This window comes from Anaerobacillus sp. 1_MG-2023 (assembly GCF_030547345.1).
GTDB lineage: Bacteria > Bacillota > Bacilli > Bacillales > Guptibacillaceae > Guptibacillus > Guptibacillus hwajinpoensis_B.
The window spans coordinates 12396-26677 of record NZ_JAUORD010000018.1 but is presented as its reverse complement, the minus strand read 5'-3'; the positions used below and the strand labels follow the sequence as shown (position 1 = coordinate 26677).

At 43.1% G+C, this 14282-nt stretch carries 28 protein-coding genes; all 28 read left to right on the top strand.

Features of this window, described 5'->3' with window-relative positions; all coding sequences use genetic code 11:
- The first annotated feature begins 79 nt into the window (after positions 1 to 79).
- The 28 genes from tuf (at position 80) to rpmJ (ending at position 14263) form a co-directional block, all read left to right on the top strand.
- Entirely contained in the window at positions 80 to 1270 is a 1191-nt protein-coding gene (tuf, locus tag Q4550_RS21310; RefSeq protein WP_194220291.1) for an elongation factor Tu, read from the top strand.
- A 376-nt stretch (positions 1271 to 1646) separates the two neighbouring features.
- Positions 1647 to 1955 (top strand): 30S ribosomal protein S10, encoded by a 309-nt coding sequence (gene rpsJ, locus Q4550_RS21305; RefSeq protein ID WP_098445973.1) that lies wholly within the window; start codon positions 1647 to 1649, stop codon positions 1953 to 1955.
- A 46-nt stretch (positions 1956 to 2001) separates the two neighbouring features.
- Positions 2002 to 2637 carry a 50S ribosomal protein L3 gene (rplC, locus tag Q4550_RS21300; RefSeq protein WP_194220292.1) on the top strand — a complete coding sequence of 212 codons (636 nt, stop codon included), beginning with the start codon at positions 2002 to 2004 and terminating at the stop codon, positions 2635 to 2637.
- 17 nt (positions 2638 to 2654) lie between these two features.
- Positions 2655 to 3278 carry a 50S ribosomal protein L4 gene (gene rplD, locus Q4550_RS21295; protein WP_194220293.1) on the top strand — a complete coding sequence of 208 codons (624 nt, stop codon included), beginning with the start codon at positions 2655 to 2657 and terminating at the stop codon, positions 3276 to 3278.
- Entirely contained in the window at positions 3278 to 3562 is a 285-nt protein-coding gene (gene rplW, locus Q4550_RS21290) for a 50S ribosomal protein L23 (RefSeq protein ID WP_194220294.1), read from the top strand. Before rplD ends, rplW begins: the two co-directional genes overlap by 1 nt.
- A gap of 28 nt (positions 3563 to 3590) precedes the next feature.
- Entirely contained in the window at positions 3591 to 4421 is an 831-nt protein-coding gene (rplB, locus tag Q4550_RS21285) for a 50S ribosomal protein L2 (RefSeq protein WP_194220295.1), read from the top strand.
- Positions 4422 to 4479: 58 nt separating this feature from the next.
- Positions 4480 to 4758 carry a 30S ribosomal protein S19 gene (gene rpsS / locus Q4550_RS21280; protein ID WP_048313326.1) on the top strand — a complete coding sequence of 93 codons (279 nt, stop codon included), beginning with the start codon at positions 4480 to 4482 and terminating at the stop codon, positions 4756 to 4758.
- Between the two features lie 20 nt (positions 4759 to 4778).
- Entirely contained in the window at positions 4779 to 5120 is a 342-nt protein-coding gene (rplV, locus tag Q4550_RS21275) for a 50S ribosomal protein L22 (protein ID WP_048313327.1), read from the top strand.
- Between the two features lie 3 nt (positions 5121 to 5123).
- Positions 5124 to 5783, top strand: coding sequence for a 30S ribosomal protein S3 (gene rpsC, locus Q4550_RS21270; RefSeq protein WP_098445978.1), 660 nt, complete (start codon positions 5124 to 5126; stop codon positions 5781 to 5783).
- Positions 5784 to 5786: 3 nt separating this feature from the next.
- Positions 5787 to 6221, top strand: a complete 435-nt coding sequence (gene rplP / locus Q4550_RS21265; protein ID WP_048313329.1) for a 50S ribosomal protein L16 — start codon at positions 5787 to 5789, stop codon at positions 6219 to 6221.
- Positions 6211 to 6414: a 50S ribosomal protein L29 gene (rpmC, locus tag Q4550_RS21260; RefSeq protein WP_048313330.1), complete on the top strand. Its 204-nt coding sequence runs from the start codon at positions 6211 to 6213 to the stop codon at positions 6412 to 6414. The genes rplP and rpmC overlap by 11 nt, the downstream gene beginning before the upstream one ends.
- A 20-nt stretch (positions 6415 to 6434) precedes the next feature.
- Positions 6435 to 6698 carry a 30S ribosomal protein S17 gene (gene rpsQ / locus Q4550_RS21255; protein ID WP_194220296.1) on the top strand — a complete coding sequence of 88 codons (264 nt, stop codon included), beginning with the start codon at positions 6435 to 6437 and terminating at the stop codon, positions 6696 to 6698.
- 45 nt (positions 6699 to 6743) lie between these two features.
- A complete protein-coding gene (gene rplN / locus Q4550_RS21250; protein ID WP_098445980.1) occupies positions 6744 to 7112 on the top strand; it encodes a 50S ribosomal protein L14 in 369 nt (122 codons plus the stop codon).
- 41 nt (positions 7113 to 7153) lie between these two features.
- Positions 7154 to 7465 (top strand): 50S ribosomal protein L24, encoded by a 312-nt coding sequence (gene rplX / locus Q4550_RS21245; RefSeq protein ID WP_194220297.1) that lies wholly within the window; start codon positions 7154 to 7156, stop codon positions 7463 to 7465.
- A 25-nt stretch (positions 7466 to 7490) separates the two neighbouring features.
- Complete coding sequence (gene rplE / locus Q4550_RS21240) at positions 7491 to 8030, top strand: 50S ribosomal protein L5 (protein ID WP_194220298.1); 540 nt, start codon at positions 7491 to 7493, stop codon at positions 8028 to 8030.
- A 16-nt stretch (positions 8031 to 8046) separates the two neighbouring features.
- The gene (gene rpsN, locus Q4550_RS21235; protein ID WP_098445982.1) at positions 8047 to 8232 is read left to right on the top strand and encodes a 30S ribosomal protein S14; all 186 of its coding nucleotides are present in this window, start codon (positions 8047 to 8049) and stop codon (positions 8230 to 8232) included.
- 29 nt (positions 8233 to 8261) lie between these two features.
- Entirely contained in the window at positions 8262 to 8660 is a 399-nt protein-coding gene (rpsH, locus tag Q4550_RS21230; RefSeq protein WP_048313336.1) for a 30S ribosomal protein S8, read from the top strand.
- Between the two features lie 27 nt (positions 8661 to 8687).
- Positions 8688 to 9224 (top strand): 50S ribosomal protein L6, encoded by a 537-nt coding sequence (gene rplF, locus Q4550_RS21225; protein WP_194220299.1) that lies wholly within the window; start codon positions 8688 to 8690, stop codon positions 9222 to 9224.
- A gap of 29 nt (positions 9225 to 9253) precedes the next feature.
- A complete protein-coding gene (gene rplR / locus Q4550_RS21220) occupies positions 9254 to 9616 on the top strand; it encodes a 50S ribosomal protein L18 (protein ID WP_194220300.1) in 363 nt (120 codons plus the stop codon).
- 18 nt (positions 9617 to 9634) lie between these two features.
- On the top strand, positions 9635 to 10135 hold the full coding sequence (gene rpsE / locus Q4550_RS21215; RefSeq protein WP_098445986.1) for a 30S ribosomal protein S5: 501 nt from the start codon (positions 9635 to 9637) through the stop codon (positions 10133 to 10135).
- Positions 10136 to 10149: 14 nt separating this feature from the next.
- Positions 10150 to 10338: a 50S ribosomal protein L30 gene (gene rpmD / locus Q4550_RS21210; RefSeq protein ID WP_194220301.1), complete on the top strand. Its 189-nt coding sequence runs from the start codon at positions 10150 to 10152 to the stop codon at positions 10336 to 10338.
- A gap of 29 nt (positions 10339 to 10367) precedes the next feature.
- A complete protein-coding gene (gene rplO, locus Q4550_RS21205) occupies positions 10368 to 10808 on the top strand; it encodes a 50S ribosomal protein L15 (RefSeq protein ID WP_098445988.1) in 441 nt (146 codons plus the stop codon).
- On the top strand, positions 10808 to 12103 hold the full coding sequence (gene secY, locus Q4550_RS21200; RefSeq protein ID WP_194220302.1) for a preprotein translocase subunit SecY: 1296 nt from the start codon (positions 10808 to 10810) through the stop codon (positions 12101 to 12103). The genes rplO and secY overlap by 1 nt, the downstream gene beginning before the upstream one ends.
- A 66-nt stretch (positions 12104 to 12169) precedes the next feature.
- The gene (locus Q4550_RS21195) at positions 12170 to 12820 is read left to right on the top strand and encodes an adenylate kinase (RefSeq protein WP_194220303.1); all 651 of its coding nucleotides are present in this window, start codon (positions 12170 to 12172) and stop codon (positions 12818 to 12820) included.
- Entirely contained in the window at positions 12820 to 13566 is a 747-nt protein-coding gene (gene map / locus Q4550_RS21190) for a type I methionyl aminopeptidase (protein WP_194220304.1), read from the top strand. Before Q4550_RS21195 ends, map begins: the two co-directional genes overlap by 1 nt.
- A 16-nt stretch (positions 13567 to 13582) precedes the next feature.
- Positions 13583 to 13903 carry a KOW domain-containing RNA-binding protein gene (locus Q4550_RS21185; protein ID WP_194220305.1) on the top strand — a complete coding sequence of 107 codons (321 nt, stop codon included), beginning with the start codon at positions 13583 to 13585 and terminating at the stop codon, positions 13901 to 13903.
- Positions 13896 to 14114, top strand: coding sequence for a translation initiation factor IF-1 (gene infA / locus Q4550_RS21180; RefSeq protein ID WP_098445993.1), 219 nt, complete (start codon positions 13896 to 13898; stop codon positions 14112 to 14114). Before Q4550_RS21185 ends, infA begins: the two co-directional genes overlap by 8 nt.
- 35 nt (positions 14115 to 14149) lie before the next feature.
- Positions 14150 to 14263 (top strand): 50S ribosomal protein L36, encoded by a 114-nt coding sequence (gene rpmJ / locus Q4550_RS21175; protein WP_003720928.1) that lies wholly within the window; start codon positions 14150 to 14152, stop codon positions 14261 to 14263.
- Positions 14264 to 14282 lie beyond the last annotated feature (19 nt).

The window sequence follows — 14282 nt, the reverse complement described above, 5'->3', positions numbered from 1 at the left end:
CTAAGATAGGCGAGATTGATTCACTCATACGCCTATCTTGGCATAGATAATTTCTTGGTAATCAAAGGAGGAAACACTAATGTCTAAAGAAAAATTCGACCGCTCCAAGCCCCACGTTAACGTTGGTACAGTTGGACACGTTGACCATGGTAAAACAACTCTAACAGCTGCGATCACTTCAGTGCTTCATAAGCGTTCAGGTAGCGGTACTGCTATGGCTTATGATCAAATTGATGGTGCTCCTGAAGAGCGCGAACGTGGAATTACAATCTCAACTGCACACGTTGAGTACGAAACTGAAAACCGTCACTATGCACACGTTGACTGCCCAGGTCACGCTGACTATGTTAAAAACATGATCACTGGTGCTGCACAAATGGACGGAGGAATCCTAGTAGTTTCTGCTGCTGACGGTCCAATGCCACAAACTCGTGAACACATCCTTCTTGCTCGTCAAGTTGGTGTACCAACTCTAGTTGTATTCTTGAACAAATGCGACATGGTTGACGACGAAGAACTACTTGAACTAGTTGAAATGGAAGTTCGTGATCTTCTTTCTGAATACGACTTCGATGGCGATGAAGTTCCAGTAATCAAAGGTTCTGCTCTTAAAGCTCTAGAAGGCGACGCTGACTACGAAGCTAAGATTTATGAACTTATGGACGCTGTTGATGAGTATATCCCAACTCCAACACGTGACACTGACAAGCCATTCATGATGCCAGTTGAGGACGTATTCTCAATCACTGGTCGTGGTACAGTAGCAACTGGCCGTGTTGAGCGTGGACAAATCAAAGTCGGTGACGAAGTTGAAATTCTTGGTCTTGCTGAAGAGAACAAGAAAACAACAGTTACTGGTGTTGAAATGTTCCGTAAGCTTCTTGACTATGCTGAAGCTGGTGACAACATTGGTGCACTTCTTCGTGGTGTATCCCGCGACGACATTCAGCGTGGACAAGTTCTTGTTAAGCCAGGAACTGTAAAAGCTCACACTAAGTTCCAAGCTGAAGTTTACGTTCTTTCTAAAGAAGAGGGTGGACGTCACACTCCATTCTTCGCTAACTACCGTCCTCAGTTCTACTTCCGTACAACTGACGTAACTGGTACAATCGCTCTTCCTGAAGGCGTAGAAATGGTTATGCCTGGAGACAACATCGAAATGACAGTTGAACTTATCGCTCCAATCGCAATCGAAGATGGAACTAAGTTCTCTATCCGTGAAGGTGGACGTACTGTAGGCGCAGGCGTTGTAGCAACAATCACTGAGTAATCTCATTGATTAAACAAAACACCCGGATTTTTCCGGGTGTTTTTTATTTTGAATCTATGTTAGATTAGACAAATGGGTTCGATCAGGACCATTTGAAATTACAACCGATTCATCGAATAGTCTGAAATTGCTTTTAGACCTTGCATTTTTCGGCGTAGGCCGTTATACTATCAAGAGTGTGCGATCGACATACTTTTCTAATTGAGCTAAACCTTGCATATAGGCGCTTGATTTAGTATAATAAGAATGTTGGTCATAAACAGCGATGATGTGGAAGGTTGCTGACACACCCGGCCCCTTTGCCATGGCGAGTGTGTTGGGTTTATTTTCACGGAGAACTGTCTATAACAATATGGGCGATAAAGGAGGGGAAATAATGGCAAAGCAAAAGATTCGTATTCGTTTAAAAGCATATGATCACCGTATTCTAGATCAGTCTGCTGAGAAAATTGTAGAAACAGCAAAACGTTCAGGTGCTCAAGTATCCGGACCAATCCCGTTGCCGACGGAAAAATCTGTTTACACAATTCTACGTGCTGTACACAAGTACAAAGATTCTCGTGAGCAGTTTGAAATGCGTACGCATAAGCGTCTTATCGACATCATCGAGCCTACACCACAAACGGTTGACTCGTTAATGCGTTTGGACCTACCGTCTGGCGTTGACATCGAAATTAAACTTTAATATAACGCTAAATAAATCATTTAAAAACAATTAGGAGGTGTGACGAATGACCAAAGGAATCTTAGGAAGAAAAGTAGGCATGACACAAGTTTTTGCTGACAACGGAGATATTATCCCGGTAACTGTTATTGAAGCAGAACCAAACGTTGTCCTTCAAAAGAAATTGGTTGATACAGACGGCTACGAAGCAATCCAAGTTGGTTTTGCTGACAAGAAGAAGTCTCGCTTCAACAAGCCTGAAGAAGGCCATGCTACGAAAGCTAGCACAACACCTAAGCGCTTCGTGAAAGAAATTCGTAACGCAGAAGGTAGTTACGAAATTGGTCAGGAAGTCAAGGTAGATATCTTTAACGAAGGTGACGTAGTTGATGTAACTGGTACGTCTAAAGGGAAAGGTTTCCAAGGTGCAATCAAGCGCCATAACCAATCTCGCGGACCAATGACTCACGGTTCTCGTTATCACCGTCGTCCAGGTTCAATGGGACCTATCGATCCAATGCGTGTTATGAAAGGTAAACTTCTACCTGGTCGCATGGGTGGCGAACGTGTAACTGTACAAAACCTTGAGATCGTTAAAGTTGATGTAGAACGTAACGTCATTCTAGTAAAAGGTAACGTACCTGGAGCTAAGAAGAGCTACGTAACTATCCAAAGCGCGGTTAAAGCAAAAGAAGCTAAGTAAGAAGGGAGGATATCCAAGTGCCTAAAGTAACAATGTTCAACCAAACCGGAGCACAGGTCGGCGACATCGAACTCGCTGAAGCAATCTTCGGCATCGAACCAAACGAAAGTGTTATGTATGATGCGGTTATCATGCAACAAGCATCTATGCGTCAAGGTAATCATGACGTAAAAAATCGTTCAGAAGTACGCGGTGGTGGAGCTAAACCATGGCGCCAAAAAGGAACAGGTCGTGCTCGTCAGGGCTCAATCCGTTCACCACAATGGGTTGGCGGTGGAGTAGTATTTGGTCCGACACCAAGAAGCTATTCTTATAAGCTACCTAAAAAAGTTCGCCGTTTGGCAATCCGTTCTGCTTTGTCTTCTAAAGTACAAACAGAGGATATGGTCATCGTGGACAGCATTTCTTTTGATGCTCCAAAAACAAAAGAAATGAAATCAGTACTATCAAGCTTATCTGCAGAAAACAAGGCGCTTATCGTTACAGGAGACTATAACGAAGCAGTTGCATTATCTGCACGCAATATTCCTGGTGTTACTGTTGTAACTTCAGCTGGACTTAACATCCTTGATGTCCTTAAAGCTGACAAACTAGTTATGACAAAAGACGCTGTGGAAAAAGTAGAGGAGGTGCTAGCGTAATGAACGCTCGTGATATCATCAAGCGCCCCGTTATTACAGAAGCTACTACAGACGTAATGGCAGACAAAAAGTATACTTTCGAAGTTGATACTCGTGCTAACAAAACTCAAATCAAGAGTGCTCTAGAAGAAATCTTCGGAGTTAAAGTTGCAGGAGTTAACACTCAGAACTATATGGGTAAAAAGAAACGTGTTGGCCGCCACAGCGGATTTACACCACGTCGCAAAAAAGCTATCGTGACGCTTACACCAGAAAGCAAAGAATTGGACTTCTTTGAAGGCTAAAAATTAATAGTGAAGGAGGGAAATAAGAATGGCGATTAAAAAGTATAAACCGACCACAAACGGTCGTCGTGGTATGTCAGTATCTGACTTTGCTGAAATCACAACAGACCAGCCGGAAAAATCGTTGCTTGCACCGATTCATAGAAAAGGCGGTCGTAACAACCAAGGTCGCTTGACAGTTCGTCACCAAGGTGGCGGTCACAAGCGTAAATACCGTGTTATCGACTTTAAACGAGACAAAGATGGAATACCAGGACGCGTTGCTACGATCGAATACGATCCAAACCGCTCTGCTAACATCGCTCTTATCAACTATGCTGATGGAGAGAAGCGTTACATTCTTGCTCCAAAAGGAATTAAAGTAGGAACTGAAATCATGTCTGGCGCTGAAGCTGACATTAAAGTAGGAAACGCTCTTCCGCTAATCAACATTCCAGTTGGTACTACTATTCACAATATCGAACTTAAACCAGGCCGCGGCGGACAGCTTGTTCGTTCTGCTGGCGCAGAAGCTCAGCTTCTTGGTAAAGAAGGCAGATACGTACTAGTACGTCTTCGTTCTGGAGAAACTCGTATGATTCTTTCTACTTGCCGCGCTACAATCGGTCAGGTTGGTAACCTTGAGCACGAGCTTATCAATATTGGTAAAGCTGGTCGTTCTCGCTGGTTGGGCATTCGTCCTACAGTTCGTGGTTCTGTAATGAACCCAGTTGATCACCCACACGGTGGTGGTGAAGGTCGTGCGCCGATCGGACGTAAATCACCAATGTCACCATGGGGCAAACCAACCCTTGGATTTAAGACACGTAAGAAAAACAAAGACTCTGACAAGTACATTGTACGACGTCGTAAAAAATAACGAGATTTTCCTACGGTTCCAAGGAGCCGTAGCATAATCTCAAAAGGGAGGTTCACAAATGGGTCGTAGTTTGAAAAAAGGACCTTTTGTCGACGATCATTTAATGAAAAAGGTCGAAGACTTAAATGAAAAGAGCGACAAAAAAGTTATCAAAACTTGGTCTCGTCGTTCAACAGTATTCCCAGAATTTATTGGACACACTTTTGCAGTATATGATGGACGCAAGCATGTACCGGTTTATGTTACTGAAGACATGGTCGGCCACAAACTTGGTGAATTTGCTCCAACTCGCACATATCGCGGGCACGCTGCAGATGACAAAAAAACTAGACGTTAATTTGAGGGGAGGTACAACGAATGCAAGCTAAAGCTGTTGCAAAACACGTGCGTATTGCTCCTCGTAAAGCACGCTTAGTCGTAGATCTCATTCGAGGAAAGCAAGTCGGTGAAGCTATTGCGATTTTGCGCAACACAAACAAAGCTGCTTCTCCAGTAGTTGAGAAAGTGCTTAACTCTGCGATCGCTAATGCAGAGCATAATCTTGAGCTAGAACCGAACAATCTTACGGTTTCTCAAGTGTTTGTGGACGAAGGAGTAACAATGAAACGTTTCCGCCCACGCGCTATGGGTAGAGCTAGCCGCATTAACAAGCGTACTAGCCATATCACAGTCGTGGTATCAGAAAAGAAGGAGGGATAACGAGTGGGTCAGAAAATTAATCCGGTAGGACTTCGAATTGGTGTCATTCGTGATTGGGAGTCTAAATGGTACGCAGACAAAGATTACGCTAACCTTTTACACGAAGATATTAAAATTCGTGAATATATTGAAAAACGTTTGAAAGATGCATCTGTTTCAGCTGTTGAAATCGAACGTGCAGCAAACCGAGTGAATGTTACAGTGAAAACTGCTAAACCTGGTATGGTAATCGGTAAAGGTGGTTCTGAAGTTGAGTCTCTTCGTAAGTCTCTCGCGGAACTAACAGGTAAGAAAGTTCACGTTAACATTTTCGAAATCAAACAAGCTGACATCGACGCAACTCTAGTTGCTGACAACATCGCTCGTCAACTTGAAAACCGCGTTTCATTCCGTCGCGCTATGAAGCAAACAATCCAGCGTGCAATGAGATCCGGAGCAAAAGGTATTAAAACGCAAGTATCTGGCCGTCTAAACGGTGCTGATATTGCTCGTTCTGAATCATACAGTGAAGGTACTGTACCTCTTCACACACTTCGTGCTGACATCGATTATGGTACTGCAGAAGCAGATACTACTTACGGTAAGCTTGGTGTGAAGATTTGGATCTATCGTGGTGAAGTCCTTCCAACGAAAGGAACGCAAAAAGAGGAAGGGGGAAAATAAATCATGTTGTTACCTAAACGTGTTAAATACCGCAGAGAACATCGCGGAAAAATGCGCGGACGTGCTAAAGGTGGCACTGAAGTAGCATTTGGTGAATATGGTCTACAAGCTCTTGAAGCTAGCTGGATCACTAACCGTCAAATCGAAGCAGCTCGTATTGCTATGACTCGTTACATGAAACGTGGCGGTAAAGTTTGGATTAAAATTTTCCCATCAAAGCCTTACACTGCTAAACCACTTGAAGTACGAATGGGTTCCGGTAAAGGTGCTCCTGAAGGTTGGGTAGCTGTAGTAAAGCCAGGGAAAATCTGTTTTGAAATTGCAGGCGTATCTGAAGAAGTAGCGCGCGAAGCACTTCGTCTTGCTTCTCACAAATTGCCTATTAAAACTAAGTTCGTAAAACGCGAAGAAGTGGGTGGTGACACAAATGAAAGCTGAGGAAATTCGTAACTTGACCACTGCCGAAATCGAGCAGAAAGCGAAATCTTTTAAAGAAGAACTTTTCAATCTTCGCTTTCAACTTGCTACAGGTCAACTGGAAAACCCAGCCCGCATTCGTGAAGTCCGTAAATCAATCGCTCGCGCAAACACTGTTTTGCGTGAAAGAGAGTTAGGAATCACAAACGGTTAATATGAGGGGAGGTTTGCGAAATGAGCGAACGCAATAATCGCAAAGTATACACTGGGCGTGTAGTCTCTGACAAAATGGATAAGACAATTACTGTTATGGTTGAGACATACAAAATGCACCCGTTATACGGTAAACGCGTTAAGTATTCTAAGAAGTTTAAAGCACATGATGAAAACAACACTGCAAAAATCAACGACGTGGTAACTATCATGGAAACTCGTCCAGTTTCTAAAGATAAGCGTTTCCGTCTTATGGAAGTAGTTGTAGAAGCAGTTATTATCTAAATGAACTCGGATCATTGAATAATGTCCGAAGGGAGGTCTTTCTAGATGATTCAACAGGAATCTCGTTTGAAATCAGCAGACAACTCTGGTGCACGCGAATTGCTATGTATCAAAGTTCTTGGTGGCTCCGGTCGCAAAACTGCTAATATCGGTGACGTAATTGTTTGTTCGGTGAAACAGGCAACACCTGGAGGCGTTGTTAAGAAGGGTGAAGTCGTAAGAGCTGTTATTGTACGCAGTAAATCTGGCGTTCGTCGTCAAGATGGTTCATATATCAAATTTGACGAAAACGCAGCGGTTGTTATCCGTGATGACAAAGGACCGCGCGGAACACGTATTTTCGGACCAGTTGCTCGCGAACTACGCGACAATCAGTTTATGAAAATCGTTTCTCTTGCTCCAGAAGTTCTTTAATCATTTGAAAATAGATGCCTTGTAAGGAGGTGCGCGACCTTATGCACGTAAAAAAGGGAGATAAAGTAAAAGTTATTTCTGGTAAGGATAAAGGTAAACAAGGTGTGATCCTTGAAGCTTACCCGAAAAAAGAAAGAGTTATCGTTGAAGGTGTCAACCTTGTTAAGAAACATTCGAAACCATCACAGGCTAATCCTCAAGGTGGAATCATCGAACAGGAAGCTGCGGTTCATGTTTCTAACGTAATGGCGCTTGATCCGAAGTCTGGTGAACCTACTCGCGTTGGATACAAAGTAGACAACGGGAAGAAAGTTCGTATCTCAAAAAAATCCGGTGAAGTACTCGATAAGTAGTTCGTAGCGAAAGGAGGTCAATCCGATGAATCGTTTCCAAGAAAAGTATCAAAATGAAACTAAACCTGCATTGATGGAGAAATTTAACTATTCCTCTGTTATGGAAGTTCCAAAACTTGAGAAAATCGTAATCAACATGGGTGTTGGTGACGCTGTACAGAACCCGAAAGCTCTTGATACAGCTGTTGAAGAGCTTGAGTTAATCTCAGGTCAAAAACCACTTATCACTCGTGCTAAAAAGTCTATCGCTGGCTTTAAGCTTCGTGAAGACATGCCGATTGGTGCAAAAGTTACATTGCGCGGAACTCGTATGTTTGAATTCCTAGATAAACTTATTTCTGTATCACTACCTCGTGTACGTGACTTCAGAGGTATTTCTAAGAAAGCATTCGACGGTCGTGGTAACTACACACTTGGTATTAAAGAGCAGTTGATTTTCCCTGAAATTGATTACGATAAAGTAAATAAAGTACGCGGAATGGACATCGTTATCGTAACAACAGCTAATACGGACGAAGAGAGCCGTGAAATGTTGACTAACCTAGGTATGCCATTTCAAAAGTAAGTAAGGAGGGAAAATTGTGGCGAAAAAATCAATGATCGCGAAACAACAGCGTCAAGCTAAGTTTAAAGTTCAAGAATACACTCGTTGTGAACGTTGCGGACGTCCTCACTCTGTTATTCGTAAATTTAAACTTTGCCGTATTTGTTTCCGGGAACTTGCACACAAAGGTCAAATCCCAGGCGTTAAAAAGGCTAGCTGGTAAACCCGAAATAGGGAAGGAGGTAATTACTAATGGTCATGACTGATCCAATCGCAGATATGCTTACAAGAATTCGTAATGCGAACACTGTTCGTCACGAAAAACTTGAGTTTCCTGCATCTAATTCGAAAAGAAGCATCGCTGAAATCCTCAAACGTGAAGGTTTTGTACGTGATGTTGAAATGATCGAAGACAGCAAACAAGGAATCATCCGTATCTTCTTAAAATACGGTTCAAATAACGAACGAGTTATCACTGGATTAAAGCGAATCAGTAAACCTGGTCTTCGCGTATACGCTAAAGCAGACGAAGTACCACGTGTACTTGGCGGTCTAGGAATCGCTCTTGTTTCTACTTCTAAAGGAATTATGACGGACAAAGAAGCTCGTCAACAGCAAGTAGGCGGAGAAGTTCTAGCGTACGTTTGGTAATTCTTAAAGCAGAATGGAGGTGTAATTATGTCACGTGTCGGACTTAAACCGATTGAAATCCCAAGTGGTGTAACAATCGATATCAAAGAGGACGTTGTAACGGTTAAAGGACCTAAAGGGGAACTTTCTCGTTCATTCAGCTCTGATATCAAAGTAAACATTGAAGAGAACGTGCTAACTGTAGCTCGTCCTTCAGATCATAAAGAGCACCGTGCACTTCACGGTACAACTCGCAGCCTGATCGCTAACATGGTTGAAGGTGTGACTAAAGGCTTTGAAAAAGGTCTTGAAATCATCGGGGTTGGTTACCGTGCTAGTAAATCCGGTCAGAAACTAATCCTTAACGTAGGGTACTCTCACCCAGTTGAGATGGTACCTGAAGAAGGTATTGACATTGAAGTTCCTTCAAACACAAAAGTTGTTGTTAAAGGGATCGATAAAGAACGCGTTGGAGCTGTTGCAGCAAACATCCGCGCTGTCCGTACTCCAGAACCTTATAAAGGTAAAGGAATTCGTTACGAAGGCGAATATGTACGTCGTAAAGAAGGTAAAACAGGTAAATAGGTAAAACCTAGCGGAAAGGAGTGACTTTAATGATCACTAAGGCCGATAAAAACAAAGCGCGTCAAAAAAGACACGCTCGCGTTCGTCGCACAGTTACCGGTACTACTGAACGTCCGCGTCTAAACGTATTCCGTTCTAACAAGAACATCTATGCTCAGCTTATCGATGACACTAAAGGTGTTACAATCGTTGGAGCTTCAAGTATGGAACAAGGAATTGACGTTAAACACGGCGGTAACACAGAAGCAGCTGTGAAAGTAGGAGAAGCTATAGCAAAGCGTGCTGTTGAAGCAGGTTATTCAGAAGTGGTTTTCGACCGCGGAGGATACCTCTATCACGGACGTGTGAAAGCTCTTGCAGACGCAGCGCGTGAAGCAGGACTGAAATTTTAATAAAAAGGAGGTTAACTCATGCCTAGCATTGATGCTAACAAACTAGAACTTGAAGAACGCGTAGTTACCGTTAACCGCGTAGCGAAGGTTGTAAAAGGTGGACGTCGTTTCCGCTTTGCAGCAATCGTAGTTGTCGGAGATAAAAACGGTCACGTTGGATTCGGAACTGGTAAAGCACAGGAAGTTCCTGAAGCTATTCGCAAAGCTATTGAAGATGCGAAAAAGAACTTAATTACTGTTCCAGTCGTTGGAACAACAATTCCTCACCAAATCACAGGCCATTTCGGAGCTGGTAACGTACTATTGAAGCCTGCTTCTGAAGGTACAGGAGTTATCGCTGGCGGACCTGTTCGTGCGGTACTTGAACTCGCTGGTGTAGGTGACATTCTATCGAAGTCTCTTGGATCTAACAATCCGATTAACATGGTGCGTGCAACTCTTAATGGCCTTGAAAACCTTAAGCGTGCTGAAGACGTTGCGAAGCTTCGTGGAAAATCTGTAGAAGAGCTACTAGGTTAAGGGAGGGAAATTAGATGGCTAAGCAATTAGAAATCACCCTCACACGTAGTGTGATTGGTCGCCCTCAAGACCAACGCGTGACGGTAAAAACACTTGGACTTAAAAAGATGCATCACACGGTTGTTCATAGCGACAATCCTGCGATTCGCGGTATGATCAACAAGGTATCTCACCTTGTAACTGTTAACGAAATTGATGCGTAAAAAATCTATACATTGAGGAGGTGCCCACAATGAAACTACACGAACTAAAACCATCTGAAGGTTCTCGTAAAGAACGTAACAGACTTGGTCGCGGTATTGCTACTGGTAACGGTAAGACATCTGGCCGTGGTCAAAAAGGTCAAAAGGCTCGTTCTGGCGGCGGTGTACGCGTCGGTTTCGAAGGAGGACAGCTTCCAATCTTTAAACGTCTACCGAAACGTGGATTTACAAACATGAACCGTAAAGAGTTCGCGATTGTTAATCTTGATTCGTTGAACCGTTTTGAAGATGGAACCGAAGTTTCTCCAGAGCTTCTTTTGGAATCTGGCGTAGTTAGCAAAGAAAAAGCTGGAATTAAGATTCTAGGTAATGGTAAGCTTGAGAAAAAGCTTACCGTGAAAGCCCACAAGTTCTCTGCTTCTGCAAAAGAGGCGATTGAAGCGGCAGGCGGAAATACTGAGGTGATCTAATGTTCCAAGCAATCTCCAACATTATGCGCGTAGGTGATATTAGAAATAAAGTTATTTTCACCCTACTCATGCTTGTCGTGTTCCGTATCGGAACATTCATACCGGTTCCTGGTGTGAACAGAGATGTACTTCAATTTCAAGATCAAATGAGTCTCTTCGGAGTTCTTAACACCTTTGGCGGTGGAGCGTTGCAAAACTTCTCCATCTTTGCCATGGGAATTATGCCTTACATCACTGCTTCTATCATTGTGCAGCTTTTGCAAATGGACGTTGTTCCTAAGTTTACCGAATGGTCTAAACAGGGCGAAGCCGGACGTAAAAAGCTAACACAAGTTACTCGTTATGGAACAATCGCACTTGGACTTGTCCAAGGTGTTGGACTTTCAATCGGGTTTAACAATATTGTTGGAGGTCAGTTGATTAGTAATCCCGGTGTACTAACGTATCTTAATATTTCTCTTGTTTTAACAGCCGGAACGGCTTTTTTGATGTGGTTAGGCGAACAGATCACTGCAAAAGGCGTTGGAAACGGAATTTCAATCATTATCTTTGCTGGGATTGTAGCTGCAATTCCTCCGGGGCTTAATCAGCTCTATGCTCAGATGTTTGAGGGTTCTCAGGATGAGTTGTTCATTAACATCGTTACACTTGTTATTATTGCACTAGCTGCACTTGCAATTGTTGTCGCTGTTATCTTTGTTCAACAAGGTCTTCGTAAAATTCCAATTCAATATGCAAAACGAACTGTTAACCGCAGACAAGTTGGTGGTCAATCCACTCACTTACCGATTAAAGTTAATGCAGCAGGTGTTATTCCAGTTATCTTTGCGATATCACTGATCATTACTCCACCAACGATCGCCAGGTTGTTCGGAGATAATTCGGTAACGGAATGGATCGTAAGGGTGTTTGACTATACACAGCCTATTGGTATGGTCGTGTATGCGTTACTCATCATTGGATTTACGTATTTCTATACGTTCGTCCAGGTAAATCCGGAGAAAATGGCTGAGAATCTGAAAAAACAGGGTGGATACATTCCTGGTATTCGTCCGGGTAATGCTACTGAAACGTACATTACACGAATTCTCTACCGTTTAACGTTTGTAGGAGCACTTTTCCTTGCTGTTATATCGATTATTCCGGTATTTTTCACAACCGTAGCAGGACTGCCGCAGACGCTGCAAATCGGCGGAACAAGCTTGCTGATCGTTGTTGGGGTAGCGCTTGATACGATGAAGCAAATTGAAAGTCAATTAATTAAACGTCATTATAAAGGCTTTATTAAATCTTGAGGATAAACTGGGAAGAGCTTTCTTCCCCTCCTTCATCCTCGATTGGGTGACGTGCGGAGGGATTAGATGAATCTAGTATTAATGGGGCTTCCGGGTGTCGGAAAAGGAACCCAGGCAGAAAAGATTGTCGAAAAGTATGGTATCCCTCATATCTCTACTGGAGATATGTTCCGAGCAGCGATCAAAGAAGGAACGCCTCTTGGTCTAAAAGCAAAAGAGTACATGGATTCTGGAAACCTCGTACCTGATGAAGTAACAATCGGTATAGTACGGGAGCGTTTAGGAAAAGATGATTGCGAAAAAGGTTTTCTCCTCGATGGTTTTCCAAGAACCGTCGCACAGGCTGATGCGCTTGAAACGATCTTAGCCGATCTTGGTAAAAAACTTGACTACGTGGTAAACATTGCAGTCGAGGAAGATCAACTCATGCAGCGTTTGACTGGACGTCGCGTTTGCCGTAATTGTGGAGCAACCTATCACGTAATCTTTAATCCTCCTAAAGAAGATGGAGTTTGTGATAAGTGCGGTGGAGAGCTTTATCAACGTGATGATGATAAAGAAGAAACTGTACGAACTCGCCTCGAAGTCAACAAGCAGCAACAGCAGCCATTGTTGACCTTTTATGAAGGCAAGGGCTATCTTAAAACGATTGATGGCAACAGAGACATCAATGAGGTGTTTGAAGATGTCGACCAACTCCTAAAAGGGTTGTCGTAATGATTATTTGCAAGACTCCTCGTGAACTTGATATCATGCGAGAAGCAGGCAAAATTGTCGCGTTAACACATCAAGAACTACAGAAGCACATCAAGCCTGGAGTTACGACAAAAGAGCTGGATACGATTGCCGATCGGTTTATTCGTCAGCTTGGTGCAATTCCTTCCTTTAAGGGTTACAATGGATTTACTGGAAGTATATGCGCTTCAGTCAATGAAGAGCTTGTACATGGTATTCCAGGAGATCGCGTGTTGGCGGAGGGAGATATAATTAGCATTGATATTGGTGCTAAGTATAATGGTTATCATGGCGATTCAGCCTGGACCTATCCTGTTGGCACTATCTCAGAAGAAGACGAACGGTTGTTAAAAGTTACCGAGGAATCGTTATATAAAGGGTTGAATGAGACGAAGGCTGGTAGGAGGCTTTCTGATATTTCTCATGCGATCCAAGCATATGCCGAAGCTGAGGGTTTTTCGATTGTACGAGAATATGTTGGTCATGGTGTAGGTCAGGACCTTCATGAAGATCCTCAAATTCCCCATTACGGTCCTCCAGGAAAAGGACCGAGGCTTAAGCAGGGGATGGTCCTTGCAGTAGAGCCAATGGTGAATCTGGGCTCTCGCTACGTTCGAACACTTTCGGATAATTGGACTGTAGTAACAACTGACGGTAAGAACTGTGCTCATTTCGAGCATACGATTGCCGTTACAGAAGAAGGATATGAAATACTAACAAAAGCCTAAGTGAAGGTGATGGTTCGTGAAAGAGTCGGATACCGTTCCCGAGATCGGTCAGATCGTTCGGAATAGACGGGGAAGAGACGCTGATCAATATAGCGTGATTGTAGGGATTGTTGATGAACGTTATGTTTTCTTAGCCGATGGTGACAAACGAAAGTTTGATCGTCCTAAGCGGAAGAACCTCGCACACCTTGAGCTGGTAGAGTATATATCTCCTGAGGTAAAGCGAAGTCTTGAAGAAACGGGCCGTGTCACAAATGGCAAGCTACGTTTCGCGATCTCAAAGTATATGAATGAACACGTCATTGATTTAAAGGAGGGAGAGCAAGTAGATGGCTAAAGAAGAAGTAATTGAAATGGAAGGCACGGTTATCGAACCTCTACCGAATGCAATGTTTCGAGTAGAACTCGAAAACGGTCATAAGATTCTTGCTCACGTATCCGGAAAGATACGTATGCATTACATCCGTATTCTACCAGGTGACAAAGTAACTGTTGAGCTTTCTCCATATGACTTATCACGTGGTCGTATCACGTATCGATATAAATAAGAAATTAATCTCCGTATACAAGGAGGGTTAAAATAATGAAAGTAAGACCGTCAGTAAAACCAATGTGTGAAAAATGTAAAGTTATTCGCCGTAAAGGGAAAGTCATGGTTATCTGTGAAAATCCAAAGCATAAGCAAAAACAAGGCTAATATATAAGGAGGTGCAACG

Excerpts from the sequence above, each read along its gene's own strand:
- tuf (WP_194220291.1), top strand. The coding sequence starts at position 80 with ATGTCTAAAGAAAAATTCGACCGCTCCAAGCCCCACGTTAACGTTGGT.
- rpsJ (WP_098445973.1), top strand. The coding sequence starts at position 1,647 with ATGGCAAAGCAAAAGATTCGTATTCGTTTAAAAGCATATGATCACCGT.
- rplC (WP_194220292.1), top strand. The coding sequence starts at position 2,002 with ATGACCAAAGGAATCTTAGGAAGAAAAGTAGGCATGACACAAGTTTTT.
- rplW (WP_194220294.1), top strand. The coding sequence starts at position 3,278 with ATGAACGCTCGTGATATCATCAAGCGCCCCGTTATTACAGAAGCTACT.
- rplB (WP_194220295.1), top strand. The coding sequence starts at position 3,591 with ATGGCGATTAAAAAGTATAAACCGACCACAAACGGTCGTCGTGGTATG.
- rpsS (WP_048313326.1), top strand. The coding sequence starts at position 4,480 with ATGGGTCGTAGTTTGAAAAAAGGACCTTTTGTCGACGATCATTTAATG.
- rplV (WP_048313327.1), top strand. The coding sequence starts at position 4,779 with ATGCAAGCTAAAGCTGTTGCAAAACACGTGCGTATTGCTCCTCGTAAA.
- rplP (WP_048313329.1), top strand. The coding sequence starts at position 5,787 with ATGTTGTTACCTAAACGTGTTAAATACCGCAGAGAACATCGCGGAAAA.
- rpmC (WP_048313330.1), top strand. The coding sequence starts at position 6,211 with ATGAAAGCTGAGGAAATTCGTAACTTGACCACTGCCGAAATCGAGCAG.
- rpsQ (WP_194220296.1), top strand. The coding sequence starts at position 6,435 with ATGAGCGAACGCAATAATCGCAAAGTATACACTGGGCGTGTAGTCTCT.
- rplN (WP_098445980.1), top strand. The coding sequence starts at position 6,744 with ATGATTCAACAGGAATCTCGTTTGAAATCAGCAGACAACTCTGGTGCA.
- rplX (WP_194220297.1), top strand. The coding sequence starts at position 7,154 with ATGCACGTAAAAAAGGGAGATAAAGTAAAAGTTATTTCTGGTAAGGAT.
- rplE (WP_194220298.1), top strand. The coding sequence starts at position 7,491 with ATGAATCGTTTCCAAGAAAAGTATCAAAATGAAACTAAACCTGCATTG.
- rpsH (WP_048313336.1), top strand. The coding sequence starts at position 8,262 with ATGGTCATGACTGATCCAATCGCAGATATGCTTACAAGAATTCGTAAT.
- rplF (WP_194220299.1), top strand. The coding sequence starts at position 8,688 with ATGTCACGTGTCGGACTTAAACCGATTGAAATCCCAAGTGGTGTAACA.
- rplR (WP_194220300.1), top strand. The coding sequence starts at position 9,254 with ATGATCACTAAGGCCGATAAAAACAAAGCGCGTCAAAAAAGACACGCT.
- rpsE (WP_098445986.1), top strand. The coding sequence starts at position 9,635 with ATGCCTAGCATTGATGCTAACAAACTAGAACTTGAAGAACGCGTAGTT.
- rpmD (WP_194220301.1), top strand. The coding sequence starts at position 10,150 with ATGGCTAAGCAATTAGAAATCACCCTCACACGTAGTGTGATTGGTCGC.
- rplO (WP_098445988.1), top strand. The coding sequence starts at position 10,368 with ATGAAACTACACGAACTAAAACCATCTGAAGGTTCTCGTAAAGAACGT.
- secY (WP_194220302.1), top strand. The coding sequence starts at position 10,808 with ATGTTCCAAGCAATCTCCAACATTATGCGCGTAGGTGATATTAGAAAT.
- Q4550_RS21195 (WP_194220303.1), top strand. The coding sequence starts at position 12,170 with ATGAATCTAGTATTAATGGGGCTTCCGGGTGTCGGAAAAGGAACCCAG.
- map (WP_194220304.1), top strand. The coding sequence starts at position 12,820 with ATGATTATTTGCAAGACTCCTCGTGAACTTGATATCATGCGAGAAGCA.
- infA (WP_098445993.1), top strand. The coding sequence starts at position 13,896 with ATGGCTAAAGAAGAAGTAATTGAAATGGAAGGCACGGTTATCGAACCT.
- rpmJ (WP_003720928.1), top strand. The coding sequence starts at position 14,150 with ATGAAAGTAAGACCGTCAGTAAAACCAATGTGTGAAAAATGTAAAGTT.